We start from the raw sequence: 16,776 nt of genomic DNA, 5'->3' as shown, positions 1-16,776 counted from the left end.
AAACGTTTCATACACGCTTTTACTTATAAGCGCCTCTTCTCACCCACTGCGTTGCAATCCATTTCTCACCTTTCGTTACAGGAGCCCCTCCATGTAACGTAAGCTCATTTAATGATTGGTCTTGATAAAAATACTCAAAGTATACTGCCATTCCCTTTCTAGGGTGCACAGAAAGATTTAATTTCGGGAAGAACGTTTCTCCGCCCTCTTCTACATCATTTAAGTACATGACAAGCGTACTAATACGATTATTAGCAGCTGATCTACTATGTTCCGCAAAATAATCATAGTGCGCTTTATATTGTTGATCCACTTCATAATTTAAAATGTGTAATCCTTCTCCATGAGACGCAGGAACATTCATGATAGATGAAATTCGTTTTTCAATCTTCGTAGTAAGTTCATTATCGTCTAAAAATGCACCCTTACTCGTTCGAATATCATTTACATCACGTGATGAACCAACTTTAGAACGTGCTAACTTACTTTTAGACAATTCAATCAATTCATCACATTCTTCATCGCTTAATACATTTCCTAACACGACAATAAGAGGTTCTTCGAATTTTGAAATAATGTGTATTTCCCTATCTTCCGTCATAATTGCATTTCCTTTATGATCAAAAATAGTTTGTTCCTTATTTTCACCTATTTGGTTGTTATTTGTCATTTCCCTATTCTCCCTAAAAAATATGTTTGGATAGCTTGAATATATCATATTCTTTCTACCTTTCTCTTTTTTGAGAAAATTTAAACTTTCGATTGTTTTATTTATCCATTTCCTTTTAAAAAATACCTTATTGCAAAATGAGAAATTATGGTTTGCATCCGTATATTTCACATACTATCCTTCTATCCAATCGAATATTTTTTTATCCTTTTTTCTATATCGAAAGCTTACTTTATAGAAAATTTCCTGTTTAATTTTGCACTGCAACGAAACGAGAATGGAATCATTTTCAAAGATGTAATTTCCACTTGCTTCGCCCTTTTCATATGGAAAGAAGAAAGTACCTTCCTGTTCTTTCTGTTGTAAATCCTGTTTTATATTTGTAATCGATTGACTTAGTAGCTCCTCCAGTACAAACTTTTGCTCTATTTCAATATAAAATTTTTTATCTATAAGTAACATATTCGTTTCGTATACAAAGAACGAAGTTAATAATACAAGAAAAATGATTGTTCCTGGCATCGTAAATCCATCTTGTTTTCTCATACATTTATGTCCATCTCGCTATACCTTACAGCTACACCTTCATATGTTTTCCCACTCATATCTTTCACATTTATAAAAAGCAAATGAGGGGTTACTTCATATGAAACCATTTCAATATTTTGTAATATAACTTCTCTTCCGCGCATATTCACTTTTCTTATAAGATGATTATTCAATTTTTCATACGTCACTTCATCTCCAGTACGAAGGCGGAAACGCAAAAGATTATCTTTATTTTCTGGGACTATTTTTTCTACAAATGATACTTCACGAAATTCTAATTGTACTTGTCCTATAAACACATCCCATTCCCAATTATTTAATCCTTTCGATTGTTTGTTTTCTATTCCGATAAAGTTTAAACGTGGTAAGAGTAAAAAGAACAGTGATAACAGAAAAAAACATACGATCATTTCTATTAATGTAAATCCAACTTCTAATTTGTTTTTTCTCCTGCATAAAAGCATTGTTCCATCATTCTTCCTTTCACATCTTTCCACATAACACAAACTTCATTTCCTCCCCAATATGTGTAATATACATTTCCATTTATAACTTTTTCTTTCTGTTGTTTTACCTCATTCTCATACATATATAAAGCTGCTTCCCTTTTTAATAATACAAATGCATTATAACGAATTTGTATGTTTTTTCTTTCTTGCATAATCAATATTGTTTGCGGAAGTAGTAAAGATACCGCCATCATTACTATACTTAATGCCACAAGCATTTCAGCCATCACTGACCCTTTTTGACATTTCACGATACGTAAATCTCCCTCTTCCAAGCTGAAATACAACCTCATATTTATAACTTCGATACGAAAGTAAAATTGTACCACCTCTATTAATATTTCCATTCGGATTATATGTCATCGGATTTGGAAAAGTATTCAAATCCATTTGTATATCGCTATCATATTCTCTTTTAATGATAGCAAGATTCATACTCGATTCCCCTATATAGTACATATGTCTATCTTTATACCATCGTAATGTATAATGTTTTTGACGGTTTATCGCTAATTGTTGCATATACAAAATATCATTTGAAAACTGTCTCAAAAACTGTTCGATTTTTTGTTTTTCATATAATGAATGTACATTGTAATACATGACCATACTTAGCACAGAAATTGCAAAGAGAACGAGTAGCATTTCTAAAAGAGTAAAACCTTTTTGTTTCACAGTTTCCCACTTGATACTGTGCCATCATTTGAAATATGAATGGATTCACCATTCGGACACTTATCAGATGTAATATATTTTTCATCACTTAGCTCTTTTAGCGAGGGAATTTTATTATGTTGTAATTGGTATACTTGTATTTGCGCTTCTATAGATTTCACATAGGCTTTACATCCTTTTCCTTCAACGGATGAACGTTGTGTAACTACATTCGGAATAATTAATAGTAATAATACAGTTATTACGACCATAACTAATAACATTTCTAAAAGGGTAAATCCCTCCTCATTTTGCATGTAAATACCTCCTAAATAGAATTCATCATTTGAAACATTGGCATAATCATTGCTAAATACATAAGAACGACTATTCCTCCAATACACGTAAATAAAATCGGTTGAATGATCACTAACATACGTTTAACTTTTTGCTCCATCTTCTCCATGATAAGATTGCTATAGTCACCTAATTCAATCGCCAAATTACCATTTGCTTGTCCATGCGTAATAATATAAGATAGCTCTTCCTCGTAATATCCACTTTTTGCAATAATAGCTTGCAACGGTTCTCCCGTAATTAATTGGTGTTTAATTCGGCCCGCTTCATACTGAAAGAATGGATAATATTTTTGCTCCATCATTATTGTTATAGCCTCAAGTACCGATAGCCCTCCGTGTAATAAGCCGCTCAATTGAGTAGCGAAATAATGCGAATGCTTTAAAATAAGAAATTTTTTTATGAGGGGAATTCGAAGCATAATTTTTATCTGCTTCATATGCGGGAGTTTCCGAAAGTAAAATATATATACACTACAGCCAATTAAGACGATAAAAATAGTGCTCATAATTAGATAGGGTAGCAGCTTAATTGCACTTAATATTTGTTCTGTAAGTAAAGGTGCTGTAGAACCAAACGAACTATATACCATGTCAACCTGCGGTAATAAAATGCGGTTAAACACAAAAATCATGATTATTAAAAAGAACGCCAAAAACATAGGATACTGCATTATTTTCATCATATCTTTCCTATACTTATCCTTTTTATAAAGAAGTGAGCTCCCTTGTTGCAACGCAAAAGAAATATCACCATGTTGCTCAGCATAAAATAAATAGCTTAACATCTCCTGATGAAACTTTAATTGATGAAAAGAATCGTGTAGACTTTTCCCATCTTTTAACCCATCAATCATGCGCTGCAATTGTACTTTCTTTTCTAAAGGTAATTGAAAGCGTAAAAATTCTAATGCCTGTAAAAGGGAGTATCCTTTTTCTAATAGTTCTCCTAATCGTTTCAGTAATACTACTTGATCACTTAAACTCCATATTTTTTTAAACATACACATCCTCTTCTAAAAATCCTAAAGCGTATCCTTTTCGTAGCGAAGATTCTAATGTCTCATGCTTGTATGTGACACATTCCCCGTTTGCCTCTTTAATCGCTTGTTTTAACTCATATCCATATAACAACTCATAAATACTCGCTTGTCTTACTTGCCTCATTGATTTACATAAAGTTGAGCACTTTCTTTTGCAAAACGGACACTTCAATTCGACAAGTCGCTGTGCAGCTATAGCCAATAAAGATTGTTCAATCTCTTGCCTCGTTATACCAAAGTCCATAAACCGAAGTATCGCTCCTTTCGCATCGTTCGTATGCAATGTCGTCATTACTAAATGTCCAGTCAAACTTGCTCTTATAGCAATTTTCGCTGTTTCTTCATCACGAATTTCACCGACTAAAATAATATCTGGATCATGGCGTAAAATAGCCTTCAGTCCCGCCTCATATGTGATACCTGCTTTTTCATTTATTTGAATTTGTAATACATCGTCATTTCTTTTTTCAACTGGGTCTTCCAGTGTAACGATGCGACGTGTTTTCTTTTTTCTAATTACCTCTAATAATGCATACATTGTTGTTGTCTTTCCTGAACCAGTCGGTCCCGTAAAAACAAGTAACCCATGCGAATAATGTAAAAAGGATAGAAGTTTCTTCGCTGTACTTGGAAATAACGAAAGATGAGATAACGGCTGAATAGATGCTTGTAAATGAAGACGAATAACGAGACTTTCTTGATATACGGTTGGAAGTGTGGAAAGGCGCAAATACACTTCTTTTCCATCCATTTGTAAATACAATGAACCATTTTGTGGCTTCCGCCTCTCCCCTATATCCATGGATGCTAAAAATTTAAAGTGTGAAACAAGTTTTTCTCCAAATTCTTTTTCGATACAGTGTTTCGTCATTAAATCTTTCCCTATACGCAGTTGAACCACTACATCCTTCTTCCGGGGCACAATATGTAAATCCGAAGCTTGTACCCTACACGCCTCTTTCAAAATCGTATTCGCAAAACTTTCAATTCCATTCATCATTTTTCCCTCCCCACTATGTATATAGCATGAAAAAATTTATAAGAAAAATCGGTATTTTTGTATTTTCACTAGAATAAAAAGGAAAAATATGTTTGTGAAATTATGAACAATTTCCGAATTATTGTCTGAAATTACCTATATGGAAGTTTATCTGTATTATAATGTTAATATCTTGGATAAAGTGATAAAGGTGGAGATCCTCATGGAACAAGCTTTAAAAATTACAGGTGTATTATCTGACCCAACTCGTTATTACATTTATAAATATATTTCTCAAAAACATAGTTACGTAACAGTACAAGAAATTGCTGATGAGTTTGACATTCATCCAAACGTAGCGCGTTTACATTTATCGAAATTAGAAGATGTTCATATGCTGAAATCGGAAACGAAGAAAACTGGAAAAGGCGGACGCCCAAGCAGATTGTATGTATTATCTGATGATGTGATTCAATTACAATTTCCATTCCGTGATTATCAATTGTTAGCAAGAATCGCATTTAATTCTTTACTTAGCCTTGGCGCTGCTGGTGAAAAAGCGCTATACGAAACTGGAAAACAATTCGGAGCCGAATTAATGCAACAACATATGCTGCGTTTAAATGTGAGTGAAGATGCTTTAACAATCGAGCAAAAAGTTCAAATTGCAAAAGAAGCTTTCTCAACAGCTGGCTTATCACCTGCATTTGAATTAAGTGCAGATGGAACGAAAATTTTCTATGATGTACACAATTGTCCATTTAAAGAAGTTGCTGTTCATCATCCAACTGAAATTTGTAATATGCACGGAGATATGATGAAAGGGATTTTTGAAATCCTATTCCCTAACACGGAATTAACACGAAACGATAGTCTACTAGATGGATGTAAATCTTGTAATTATAAACTAACAATTTAATTTCTCATATAAAAAGAAGCCAATTATAATTGGCTTCTTTTTATATGAACGAATATTTACAATAGTAAGAAAAATAAACTATAATGAAGTGAGGTTTACTTTTTTTAGAAAAGGAGGGAGATGGCATGGAGCGCATGTTTCGCGTTCTCGGCTTTTGGACTGGAATTTTCTCGGTTATGTTTTACGTAGGGGATATGCATTCGACCGCACTACTATTTTTAGGACAAACAGGATTCTTCGTACTTTTAAGCTATTTAAATTTAACAGAGCGTATGTATATATACGTATTTGGGGCATATTTAACTGTTTTCTTCATAGGATTTACATACTACACGACGTTTTTACTTGTCCCTGGGGCTGGACATTAAAAGATGGCACTTTGCCATCTTTTTTTTAATTCCGCAATTTCCTAGTTGACTTATAGGTTTTATTACCTTATATTCTATATAACAGATTGGAATTAGGGGGAATCAACATGAATACACTGCTTGTCGGAATTAACGTTGCAGTCATGCTCATCTTAGTTGGCGTATTATATTATATGCAACGTAAGCATGTATCTTTTAATAAACGTGTATTTACTGCTTTAGGAGTCGGAATTATATTCGGTCTTATATTACAATTTATTTATGAACCAACTTCTAAAGTAATTATTGAATCAAATACTTGGTTTGGCTTAATCGGTAACGGTTATGTGAAATTACTTCAAATGATCGTTATGCCACTTATTTTAGTATCTATTATTTCAGCCTTTACAAAATTACAGTTAACAAAAAATCTTGGTAAAATTAGTGGTCTTATTATCGGAATTTTAATTCTTACTACAGGAATCGCTGCAGCTGTCGGTATCGCTGCAAGTGCAGGTTTTGATGTATCAGCAACAGGCCTGCAACAAGGTGATGCAGAATCTGCTCGTCTGAAGCTAGTTGAAGAAAGATTTACTTCTATTGAAAAAACAACAATTCCAGATAAATTATTAGAACTATTGCCTACAAATCCGTTTCTTGATTTAACAGGCGCTCGTCCAACATCAACAATTTCTGTTGTAATATTTGCAGCCTTTATCGGTATCGCCTTTATCGGTGTAAAACGAAAATATCCAGAACAAGCAGAGCTATTTAAGAAAATGCTTGATGCTGTATATGCAATCGTAATGCGTATGGTAACATTAATTTTACGTCTTACTCCATACGGCGTATTAGCTCTTATGGCAAAAACAGTTGCTGGTAGCGACATAAATGCTATTTTAAAACTTGGTAACTTCGTGTTAGCGTCTTACGTAGCACTTATCGTAATGTTCGTTATCCACTTATTATTAATTGCTCTATCTGGTTTAAATCCAATTCAATATTTGAAAAAGGTATTCCCTGTATTAACATTTGCATTCACATCTCGCTCTAGTGCTGGTGCAATGCCATTAAATATTGAAGCACAAAAAGAAAAGCTTGGTATTTCTGAAGGGATTGCAAACTTCGCAGCATCATTGGGAGTATCTATCGGACAAAACGGTTGCGCAGGTATTTATCCAGCAATGCTTGCAATGATGGTCGCTCCAACTGTAGGAATTGATCCATTACAACCACAATTTATTTTAACTTTAATCGCTGTCGTTGCAATTAGCTCATTCGGTGTTGCCGGTGTTGGTGGCGGTGCAACATTCGCAGCGTTAATCGTACTATCTACAATGAACTTACCAATCGGTATTGTCGCTCTTGTTATCTCAGTTGAACCATTAATCGATATGGGTCGTACAGCTCTTAACGTAAGTGGTTCTATGACAGCAGGTCTTATTTCGAGTAAATGGCTTGGTGAATTAGATCAAGATACGTACAATCAAGATGAGATAAAAACTGGTGAAATTGCTTCATAATGAAAAGGACGCTAACAGTTTTGTTAGCGTCCTTTTTTAGTTCTTTTCATCTTTCTCTTTGTCTTTTATACATAAGGCATCACGTATAGATATAACGAAAATATACCATTTTTCATTTTTTAATAACTATTAATTTTAAACTAAGGACTAACTATTATTCCTCATCTGCAAACTGTAAAAACTCTTCCAACCGCTCCTTTAACTCCTCCTCTATCTCACAATAAGATTCATCAACAAGTTCACCACTTAACTTACTTCCCCAAAGCCTTATTTGAAGCGGTACTCCTAAAAAATAATTACAACATTCCCAGATAGGAACTGTATAAAATTCAATCATCTTCCCTTCTTCATCTAATACAGCTATCGAAATGGATGAAGAATATCCTGTTTCAAAAGGATCTTCTTTATCTCTGATGAGTTCTATAAATAATTCCATGCTTTTTTCTATGTACAAATGTGAATAATCTTTAAAAAGTTTAAATGATATTCTCTCTATTTCCTTCTCCATGCACTGAATCTTCTCTTTTAACTCCAAGGTAAAATCTCGTTCTGTATACTTCATTTCCGTCTCCTTACACATAGAAAAAGAGAATACAATAACATATTCTCTTTTCTCACATATATTTCATTATCTCACAGCCCGTCCTTTTCACAAATAACCATTTTGTTCGCACCATTTATGAAATTGTCCTACATCTACTCCAACTAACACGATATCCTTTAGCTCTACATCAATGATTTGTTCTCCAATTACAATAGCAAACTGCGATTCTAATTTCGTCTCGCATTTCTTTACAATTCCAATTCGGTTCCGATGCGGTCCATCCTTTATATATGCTTTTTGTCCTACAATATCAAAGTTCAAGATTTTCACCTCTTTTACTGCGCTCAAATTGGAAATACGATCTCCAACTCGGAAAATTTCCTTTCATTGCACTATTTCTCTATATATATGACGAAACAATAAAAGAGTCCTCCCTTCTTTACAATTATTTTTTCTTTGTTTCATTTTTGTGATTGAAACGTAAAGTTTATAATAAAATACACTTGGAAGCGCTTTCTATGTAATTTTTTATGTTATAATATATAAGTAGAACTTCGTAAAGAGGGTAAAAAAATGAATACAAACATGATTAAAAAAGTAATTGAAGCATTAAAAGTATATGGATTTCAAGATGTATCATTCTGTGATAAAACGAAGCAATTTTTATTTCATAACGAAATGGATATTATGAGCGGCTATGCAGAAATAACATATAGTAGTCAATTTGAAAAATTCAACGTACAAATTCATCCGATTGAAACACATCACCAAGCAGAGTTACAAGAGGTTGAAAGACATATACAGGCCTGTATAAGAAAAGTGGAATATTTAAACGCACTTCTTAGCGGACAAACAAAACTAGATGATAAAATTATTATAATGTAAAAAAAGAACGTGATTACCTCACGTTCTTTTTTTACATTATACGTTCATCTTTTCTTTCAGTTGTAATCCTGTAATGGACTCTAACAGATCCATTGCTTCTCCAAATGTCATATCAAAAATTGTCTTATCCTCTATGTATGGAAATTGTCTAAAGCGCTTTTCTAACATTTTCACAGCGTCTGACGTAAAATGTGCACTATCAATACTAAATTCTGTTTCAAGAAGAACGATCCAATCTAACACGTGAAAACCTAATCCATTTACGAATGAAATAAGTTTTTCTTCTGGCTGTGAAGATAAGAATACGTATCGTTCCATCTCACTAAAAAGTTCTTCTCCTAAAATATCAGCTAATTCCTCATCATGTTCGCGGTTAATAATTTCTTCATAACCATAATCATCAACAAGCTCCTCAACTTCTTCACTATCCTCACAAAGCAATTGACTAAGCAGCGCATCTTTCTTAAGTTCACTATTTTGCACGACTTCTAAAAAGCTCGTTTCCCATCCATTTTCTAATTTCATATTATGTACTCCTTTATATATGTTTCTTATCATCACTGTACCCAAAAGATTCCTTTTATAACCTTTTAGGTAGTAATTTCACATGATTCACAACATAAGATGCAAATTCAGCTGCATCTCCTTCAAAAATATTTATTTCTGGCAAATGATAGAACGTTGTTTGGGGCAGATTTCTTTTATGATATACATATATCTTTTTCTCTAGCGCAATCGCCATTCCAAACTCTGTATGGCTCCCGTTTCCGCCATCTAATATAAGTAAAAACACATCCGCTTCTTTAACAGCATTCTTTTCTGCCTGACCAATTTCTCTTAATTGTTCTTGATTCACTGCTCTTTCGTTTTTAGTCCAATCATATGTATGGTTCCATCCTGCATGTTCCAGTTCATTTGCTATAGAACGTACAAGGTGTTTATTTTGGAATCCTGAGGCGATATAAAAATTCATTTATATACACTCCTTCATTATATAAGGGGGAAACTCCATTTTAGCGTTATTTGCTATAAACATAATAAAGAACAACGTCAAAAAAAATCCCCATCTTTAAAACTTATTTGCGTTTAAATGATGGGATGCCTCATGGTCTTCTTTTATTTTTTGTTTTTTATAACTTTCATCAGCTAACATTTCTAGTTCAGCTGTTATTTCTGATTTTTCAAGCTCTCTTTCTTGCGAAAACTTCCTTGAAATATAAACAATAACACTACCAACGTACAACACAAAGCATATAATAAGTGCAGTATTTTCATAGAGACTTAGCTCCAACACAGTCACTCCTAATCCATTCGTATTTTCACGCTTCATTAATTGGAATTCCCCTACTAATCCATTTGTTATTGTAACATAAAAACACCGTTTCTTGGAATCTTTCATCCTAGTAAAAGAGGCATGATTGTTTCATCATGCCTCTGAAATATGTTGAATGATTGTTTGAATTGCTTCTTTTCCATTATATTTTTTTAGAGCTGTTTTATACGTCTCATTATTTTGATTTAATTCTTCGACATGCTTTATAAGAGATTTCACAGTCACATCTTCTTCATACAATACGGAAGCATATCCTTGTCTTTCAAAAGACTCTGCATTTAGTATTTGATCTCCACGGCTTGCAAATTTTGATAGTGGAATTAAAAGCATCGGCTTTTGCAATGTTAAAAACTCAAAAATGGCATTAGATCCCGCACGTGAAATAACAAAATCTGTTACCGCTAATATGTCTGGTAGTTCTCCATGCACATATTCAAATTGTCTATATCCTTCTTCATTTTGTAAGCTTTTATCAAGATTACCTTTTCCACAAAGATGAACAATTTGATATTTTTTCAGAAGTTCTGGTAACGCTTCTCGAACCGTTTCATTAATTTTCTTCGCGCCCAAACTTCCTCCCATAATTGTAATAACTGGCTTTTTACGTGAAAAACCTAAAAATGCTAAACCTTTTTCCCGATTTCCCTTTAGCACTTCTTCACGTACAGGAGATCCTGTATAGATTACTTTTTCTTTCGGTAAATGTTTCGCAGCTTCTTCAAATGTAACAAATATTTTCGAAGCAAAACGGAGCGCAATTTTATTTGCTAGTCCTGGCGTCATATCAGATTCATGTAATAAAACAGGGACTCTATTTAGCCATCCTCCAATTACAACTGGTACAGATACGAAACCACCTTTTGAAAAAATCACATCCGGTTTTAGTTTTCGAATCCTTACATATGCATCCATAACACCCTTCATTACAAGAAAAGGATCTTTTATATTTTTCAAATCAAAATAACGGCGTAGCTTTCCGCTTGCAATACTATGATACGGAATGCCTTCCTTTTCTATAATCGTTTTCTCAATACCTTGATGAGAACCAATATAAGAAATATCCCAATTTTGTTCTTGTAAATGCGGAATGATGGCTAAATTAGGTGTTACATGCCCTGCCGAACCGCCACCTGTAAAGACTATTTTTTTCATACGTCTCCCCCTTCTACACTATAATACACTAAAATATCTTGCCTCAGGGTGAGAAAATACCATAGCCGTTACAGATGCTTCTGGCTCCATCATAAATCCTTCCGTTAATGAAATACCTATTTCTTCTGGATGAATAAGGCGGAATAATTTTTCTTGATCCGCAAGTTCTGGACATGCTGGATAACCGAAGGACACGCGTATTCCTCTATATTTCGTACGGAAACGTTCTTCCATCGTCAGTTCTGGTGAATCTGGAATACCCCAGCGATCACGAATAAGCATATGTGTTTTTTCAGCAAGGCCCTCTGCTAGTTCAAGCGCTAACGATTGAATAGCATGACTGCGTAAATAATCACCCTTCGCTTTCCACTCTTCAGCAATGTCCCGAACACCTTCTCCGACCGTAACAGATAGGAAAGCAACGTAGTCCATTTCATCTCCAATCGGCCTCAAATAATCACCTAAAGTACGGTATGGTGCTTTTCCTTGTCTCGGGAATGTGAAACGTTCTATAACACGCGTATGATCTTCTGGATCATAGATTACAATATTTTGTCCATCACTTTGCGCTGGGAAAAATTGATACACTGCTTTCGGCTTTAACCAAGATTGTCCTTCCTGCAATAATTCGTCTATTAAATCATTTAATTCATGTGCTCTTTTATCTCCCTCTCGCAAAAGCTTCTTCACACTTCCTTTTAATCCAAGATGATGTCCAAGTAGCATTTGTCTATTTAAAAATGGAGCGAGATGAAGGGCTGGAATATCGCGTAATACGATTCGTTTTGTTGAATCAGGCACTATAACTTCAGCCTTCGGTAAGGGTTCAATTACTGCTGGAATTTCTACTTTCTTCTCTTCTTTTGTTACGATATGAAGATGACGTTCTTTCTTATCTTGTTTCATCTTCTCTCTCTCTTCTTCTTTTTGAAGCTTATTAATAATATCAAGACCAGTCATCGCATCACTCGCATAACATACGAGCCCTTTATATGATGGTGAAATACGATTATCTGTAAATTTTCTCGTTAACGCTGCCCCGCCTACAACGATTGGAATATCAATATTTGCCGCTTTTAAATCTTCAGCAGTCGTTACCATTTGTTGCGCTGATTTTACTAATAAACCAGAAAGACCAATAATGTCAGGCTTCTTTTCTTGTACTTCTTGAACAATTCGATCCGAGCGAACATTGATCCCTAAATTAATAATCTCATATCCGTTATTCGATAAAATAATTTCAACAAGGTTTTTCCCGATATCATGTACGTCACCTTTAACAGTTGCTAATAACACCTTCCCTTTTTTCGCACTATCACTAGATTCCATATGTGGCTCTAAATAACTTACAGCAGCTTTCATACTTTCAGCACTTTGCAATACTTCAGCAACGATAAGCTCATTATTATTAAATAATCGTCCTACCTCATCCATTCCTGTCATAAGGGGACCATTAATAATATCTAAAGGTTTTCTTCCTTCTGTAAGCGCAAGACTTAAATCTTCGTGTAACCCTTGTTTCGTACCTTCTACAATGTAATTTGCGAGCCTTTCATCAAGAGTTAATGTTTCTTGGATAACGATATCTTTCTTTTTTGCCACGCGATAAAAGTTTGTAAATTTTTCTAACGTCTCTTGCGTCGTTTCAAAAAGTAATGCATCTGCAAGACGTTTTTCTTCATCAGGAATTGACGCATAGCGCTCTAATTTTTCCGTATTCACAATCGCGTAATCTAATCCTGCTTTCGTTGCATGATATAAAAAAACGGAATTTAATACTTCGCGTCCAGCTGGTGGTAAACCAAATGATATGTTACTTACACCTAAAATCGTTAAACACTCTGGTAACGCTTCTTTAATAAGGCGAATCCCTTCTATCGTCGCGGCCGCCGAGCCAATATATTCTTCATCACCTGTACCTACAGGAAATACAAGTGCATCAAAAATAATATCTGACGGGCGTATACCATATTTCGTCGTTAATAACTCGTAACTTCTTTTCGCAATTTCTAGTTTTCTTTCTGCACTTACTGCCATACCATCTTCATCAATTGTTCCAACTACAATTGCAGCACCATATTTCCGAAGAAGCGGTGTCACTTTTTTAAATCGTTCTTCTCCATCTTCTAAATTAATTGAATTAATAACAGCTTTTCCTTGAATATAAGTAAGAGCTCGCTCCATTACATTTTCATCTGTTGAGTCAATCATAATCGGTACTTTTAATACTTTCGTAACTTCTGCCAAGAAATTTTCCATATCTTCTATCTCATCGCGGTCCGGGTCTGCCATACAAATATCAATAATATGAGCATTTTTCTTCACTTGCGCTCTAGCGATTTCAGCAGCCTCTTCGAATTTCCCTTCTGCTACTAATCGTTTAAATTTACGTGATCCAATAACGTTTGTTCTTTCACCAACAAACAACGGTCTCATAGAGTCATCATATTGAAGTGCCTCTAATCCACTAACCCCGTGTCCAGCTCTTTCGTGATGTTCACGCGGCTTAAGAGACGCTAGCGCAGATTTCATTGCTTTTATATGTTCTGGTGTTGTGCCACAACAACCACCGATAACATTAACCCATCCTTCTTCAGCAAATCGCTTCACTTTTTCAGCGAGAGAAGATGGAGATTCGTGATAATGTCCATCTTCATCAGGAAGACCTGCATTTGGATAGCAAGAAATGTAACACTCCGATAAATCAGATAGGGAACGAATATGGTCCCTCATAAACTCTGGACCAGTCGCACAGTTTAATCCAACAGATAATGGTTTCATATGCTCTATCGATAAGTAAAAAGCCTCAATTGTTTGCCCAGCCAAAGTCGTTCCCATCGGTTCAATCGTTCCCGAAATCATGATAGGTACTACCTTACTTAGTTCGTCAAAAGCTGCTTGAATTCCAATATAAGCTGCCTTCACGTTACGCATATCTTGACTCGTCTCAACGAGTAATACATCTACTTCTCCATTCAATAATCCTCTTGCCTGCCGCGTATAAGCTTCAATTAATTCTTCAAATGTCACACCACCAGTAACACTAATCGCTTTCGTTGTCGGCCCCATCGCTCCCGCAACATATACTTCCTTCCCGCTTTCTTGGACCGCTTGCTTCGCTAAACGCGCTGCCTTCTCATTTAGTTCCTCATCTAAATGAGACAACTCATAATCACTTAATACAATATTTGTCGCTCCAAATGTATTTGTTTCAATAATATCCGCTCCAGCTTCAATATAAGCTTTATGAATCTTTAAAATAACATCAGGCCTTGTTTCTACTAAATATTCATTACACCCTTCGTACTCTTCCCCTCCGAAATCTTCCGCCGTTAAGTCCTCTTGCTGGATCATCGTTCCCATTGCACCATCTAATATTAAGATGTTATTTTGTAATTTTTCTTCTATACATTTCATCAATTAATACCTTCTTTCACTTCTTGCTTTTCTCTCACATATTTAACAAGATGTTCTGTAATTTCATATTTTAGAAATGGTGTAATAAGATAAATGCCATTAAAATATTTCATTGCCGCGTCGATCAATTCTTGTGAAATACGAATCCCTTCCTCAATTGCTGCTTCTTTCGTTTCATGTCCATCCATTCTCTCTCTTACTTCTTCAGGTAGCGTAATACCTGGTACCTCAAAATGAAGGAAATCTGCGTTCCGTTTACTTATTAGTGGCATAATCCCAATAAAAATAGGCTGCTTCAAATGCTTTGTCGCTTCATACACTTCTTCAATTAACGCGATATCGTAAATTGGCTGCGTTAAGAAATATTCCGCTCCAGCATCTATTTTCCGTTCCATCCGCTTAACCGCCGCTTTTAAATGTCTTACATGCGGATTAAAAGCACCTCCCACTGAAAACCTTGTTGCTGGCCCTATTGATTTCCCTAAAATGGAACGCCCATCGTTCATTTCTTTAATCATTTTAATGAGCTCAATAGAGGACAAATCATATACAGAAGTGGCACCTGGAAAATCACCGACGCGTGCTGGATCACCAGTTAAAGCTAACACTTCTTCCATGCCTAACGCCGATAAGCCTAGTAAATGAGATTGTAGTCCGATGACGTTATGATCTCTACACGTTAAGTGCGTCAATACTGGAATATCATGCTTCGTTAATAATGCTCCCATTGCCATATTCGAGACGCGAGGCGACGCCAATGAATTATCTGCTAGAGTAATAGCATCTGCTCCAGCTCTTTTCAATGCTCTTGCTCCCTCAAAAAACCGCTGCGTATCTAACGTTTTCGGTGGATCTAATTCCACTACTACTGTCGTTTGTTTTTTTGCTTTCTCTGCTAAAGTGACATGAGCTTTCGAACGTTTCTCGTGTGTATGAACTACTTTCGGCCTTTGAATCGTATCCTTCTCTATTACAGGCGTAACATTTAGAGCAGCACGTTTCATGCTTTCAATATGTTCTGGCGTAGTGCCACAACAACCACCCAATAAACGAATACCTTGCTCAATAAATTTCGGTGTCATCGCTTCAAAATAAGCCGGACTTCCCTCATATACGTAACGTCCCTCCACATAATTTGGGAGACCTGCATTTGGATATGCTGATAAGTAACCATTTTTCGGAATCGATATCATTTTAAAAGCTTCTGTCATATGAAGCGGCCCTAGTTGGCAGTTCAATCCAACGACATTTGCACCATATTCTAAAAGCTGTTTTAATATTTCATTTACATCATTTCCATTTTGAGTCGTACCTGCCTCATGTAACGCTAATTGAGCTACAATTGGAATATTCGTTTGTTTTCGTAACACCTGAACAGCATGAAGTAATTCAAACTCATCATAGAAAGTCTCTAACAGCAGTCCATCCACCTGTTCTTCTAGTAATGCACTTGCCTGTTCCAGTAACATAAATTCTCGCTCCATATCAGTTGTCGTAACAGCTCCGATATGTTTCATACCACCAATTGTTCCTAAAATCGCATTTTTTTCTGTAACAGATGCTTTCGCCAGTTTGACTGCCGCTCTATTAATTTCAGTAACTTGATTTTCTAAGCCATACATACGTAATTTCGCTTCATTTGCTCCGTACGTATTTGTTTGAATTACATCTGCCCCAGCAGCTACATATTGCTTATGAATCGATATAATTAAATCTGGATCAGATATATTCAATTCTTCAAAACTGCTTTGCAAGCCATGTGAATGTAATAACGTTCCAACCGCACCATCACCTATTACAATTCCTTTTGATAATAAATCTAGTAATTTCACCAATCTCCCTCATTTCTATCAATATAAAAACCCCCTCTTCACTTTGAAGAGGGGGACATAATCG

Annotated in this window: 20 protein-coding genes; 4 read left to right on the top strand and 16 right to left on the bottom strand. The window is 35.2% G+C overall.

The features are described 5' to 3' along the window. Nucleotides 1-19: 19 nt before the first annotated feature. From AC3WTI_RS17605 to comGA, 8 genes are all read right to left on the bottom strand, one after another. Nucleotides 20-670: a 2OG-Fe(II) oxygenase gene (locus AC3WTI_RS17605; protein ID WP_142286687.1), complete on the bottom strand. Its 651-nt coding sequence runs from the start codon at nt 668-670 to the stop codon at nt 20-22. Between the two features lie 174 nt (nt 671-844). Further along, on the bottom strand, nt 845-1,216 hold the full coding sequence (gene comGG, locus AC3WTI_RS17600) for a competence type IV pilus minor pilin ComGG (RefSeq protein ID WP_087956940.1): 372 nt from the start codon (nt 1,214-1,216) through the stop codon (nt 845-847). Then, nucleotides 1,213-1,683: a competence type IV pilus minor pilin ComGF gene (comGF, locus tag AC3WTI_RS17595; protein WP_142286686.1), complete on the bottom strand. Its 471-nt coding sequence runs from the start codon at nt 1,681-1,683 to the stop codon at nt 1,213-1,215. Before comGF ends, comGG begins: the two co-directional genes overlap by 4 nt. Continuing rightward, entirely contained in the window at nt 1,653-1,955 is a 303-nt protein-coding gene (gene comGE / locus AC3WTI_RS17590; protein ID WP_142286704.1) for a competence type IV pilus minor pilin ComGE, read from the bottom strand. The genes comGF and comGE overlap by 31 nt, the downstream gene beginning before the upstream one ends. Then, on the bottom strand, nt 1,948-2,403 hold the full coding sequence (gene comGD / locus AC3WTI_RS17585) for a comG operon protein ComGD (RefSeq protein WP_087956941.1): 456 nt from the start codon (nt 2,401-2,403) through the stop codon (nt 1,948-1,950). The genes comGE and comGD overlap by 8 nt, the downstream gene beginning before the upstream one ends. Continuing rightward, complete coding sequence (comGC, locus tag AC3WTI_RS17580; protein WP_016086289.1) at nt 2,400-2,699, bottom strand: comG operon protein ComGC; 300 nt, start codon at nt 2,697-2,699, stop codon at nt 2,400-2,402. Before comGC ends, comGD begins: the two co-directional genes overlap by 4 nt. Before the next feature lie 11 nt (nt 2,700-2,710). Next, nucleotides 2,711-3,742, bottom strand: a complete 1,032-nt coding sequence (comGB, locus tag AC3WTI_RS17575) for a competence type IV pilus assembly protein ComGB (RefSeq protein ID WP_087956942.1) — start codon at nt 3,740-3,742, stop codon at nt 2,711-2,713. Continuing rightward, nucleotides 3,735-4,778 carry a competence protein ComGA gene (gene comGA / locus AC3WTI_RS17570; protein ID WP_087956943.1) on the bottom strand — a complete coding sequence of 348 codons (1,044 nt, stop codon included), beginning with the start codon at nt 4,776-4,778 and terminating at the stop codon, nt 3,735-3,737. Before comGA ends, comGB begins: the two co-directional genes overlap by 8 nt. A 205-nt stretch (nt 4,779-4,983) precedes the next feature. Here comGA and AC3WTI_RS17565 point away from each other — a divergent pair, with 205 nt between their 5' ends. The 3 genes from AC3WTI_RS17565 to AC3WTI_RS17555 all read left to right on the top strand — a co-directional run bounded on the left by AC3WTI_RS17565 (nt 4,984) and on the right by AC3WTI_RS17555 (nt 7,549). Continuing rightward, nucleotides 4,984-5,679 (top strand): helix-turn-helix transcriptional regulator, encoded by a 696-nt coding sequence (locus tag AC3WTI_RS17565; protein WP_087956944.1) that lies wholly within the window; start codon nt 4,984-4,986, stop codon nt 5,677-5,679. A gap of 125 nt (nt 5,680-5,804) precedes the next feature. Then, complete coding sequence (locus tag AC3WTI_RS17560; RefSeq protein WP_000440714.1) at nt 5,805-6,047, top strand: DUF2626 domain-containing protein; 243 nt, start codon at nt 5,805-5,807, stop codon at nt 6,045-6,047. Nucleotides 6,048-6,154: 107 nt separating this feature from the next. Further along, entirely contained in the window at nt 6,155-7,549 is a 1,395-nt protein-coding gene (locus AC3WTI_RS17555; protein WP_492304384.1) for an L-cystine transporter, read from the top strand. Between the two features lie 154 nt (nt 7,550-7,703). Here AC3WTI_RS17555 and AC3WTI_RS17550 read toward each other — a convergent pair whose 3' ends face one another. Together AC3WTI_RS17550 and AC3WTI_RS17545 are read right to left on the bottom strand one after the other, a co-directional pair. Continuing rightward, a complete protein-coding gene (locus AC3WTI_RS17550) occupies nt 7,704-8,111 on the bottom strand; it encodes a hypothetical protein (protein WP_087956945.1) in 408 nt (135 codons plus the stop codon). 87 nt (nt 8,112-8,198) lie between these two features. Continuing rightward, nucleotides 8,199-8,414 (bottom strand): DUF3912 family protein, encoded by a 216-nt coding sequence (locus AC3WTI_RS17545; RefSeq protein WP_142286685.1) that lies wholly within the window; start codon nt 8,412-8,414, stop codon nt 8,199-8,201. A 252-nt stretch (nt 8,415-8,666) separates the two neighbouring features. Here AC3WTI_RS17545 and AC3WTI_RS17540 point away from each other — a divergent pair, with 252 nt between their 5' ends. Further along, nucleotides 8,667-8,978, top strand: a complete 312-nt coding sequence (locus tag AC3WTI_RS17540) for a hypothetical protein (protein ID WP_048531157.1) — start codon at nt 8,667-8,669, stop codon at nt 8,976-8,978. Nucleotides 8,979-9,014: 36 nt separating this feature from the next. On the opposite strand, the gene AC3WTI_RS17535 is transcribed toward AC3WTI_RS17540, so the two are convergent. The 6 genes from AC3WTI_RS17535 to AC3WTI_RS17510 all read right to left on the bottom strand — a co-directional run bounded on the left by AC3WTI_RS17535 (nt 9,015) and on the right by AC3WTI_RS17510 (nt 16,712). Next, on the bottom strand, nt 9,015-9,503 hold the full coding sequence (locus tag AC3WTI_RS17535) for a hypothetical protein (protein WP_142286684.1): 489 nt from the start codon (nt 9,501-9,503) through the stop codon (nt 9,015-9,017). Nucleotides 9,504-9,558: 55 nt separating this feature from the next. Then, on the bottom strand, nt 9,559-9,951 hold the full coding sequence (locus AC3WTI_RS17530) for a nucleoside 2-deoxyribosyltransferase (protein WP_087956948.1): 393 nt from the start codon (nt 9,949-9,951) through the stop codon (nt 9,559-9,561). A 96-nt stretch (nt 9,952-10,047) separates the two neighbouring features. Further along, on the bottom strand, nt 10,048-10,308 hold the full coding sequence (locus tag AC3WTI_RS17525) for a DUF3966 domain-containing protein (protein WP_000817964.1): 261 nt from the start codon (nt 10,306-10,308) through the stop codon (nt 10,048-10,050). Between the two features lie 96 nt (nt 10,309-10,404). Continuing rightward, on the bottom strand, nt 10,405-11,463 hold the full coding sequence (murG, locus tag AC3WTI_RS17520; protein WP_087956949.1) for an undecaprenyldiphospho-muramoylpentapeptide beta-N-acetylglucosaminyltransferase: 1,059 nt from the start codon (nt 11,461-11,463) through the stop codon (nt 10,405-10,407). Between the two features lie 18 nt (nt 11,464-11,481). Continuing rightward, complete coding sequence (metH, locus tag AC3WTI_RS17515; RefSeq protein WP_087956950.1) at nt 11,482-14,880, bottom strand: methionine synthase; 3,399 nt, start codon at nt 14,878-14,880, stop codon at nt 11,482-11,484. After that, complete coding sequence (locus AC3WTI_RS17510; protein ID WP_097841207.1) at nt 14,880-16,712, bottom strand: bifunctional homocysteine S-methyltransferase/methylenetetrahydrofolate reductase; 1,833 nt, start codon at nt 16,710-16,712, stop codon at nt 14,880-14,882. The genes metH and AC3WTI_RS17510 overlap by 1 nt, the downstream gene beginning before the upstream one ends. Nucleotides 16,713-16,776 lie beyond the last annotated feature (64 nt).

It is taken from the genome of Bacillus sp. EB106-02-03-XG38, assembly GCF_058792175.1.
This window is presented reverse-complemented; position numbering and strand designations above follow the sequence as displayed.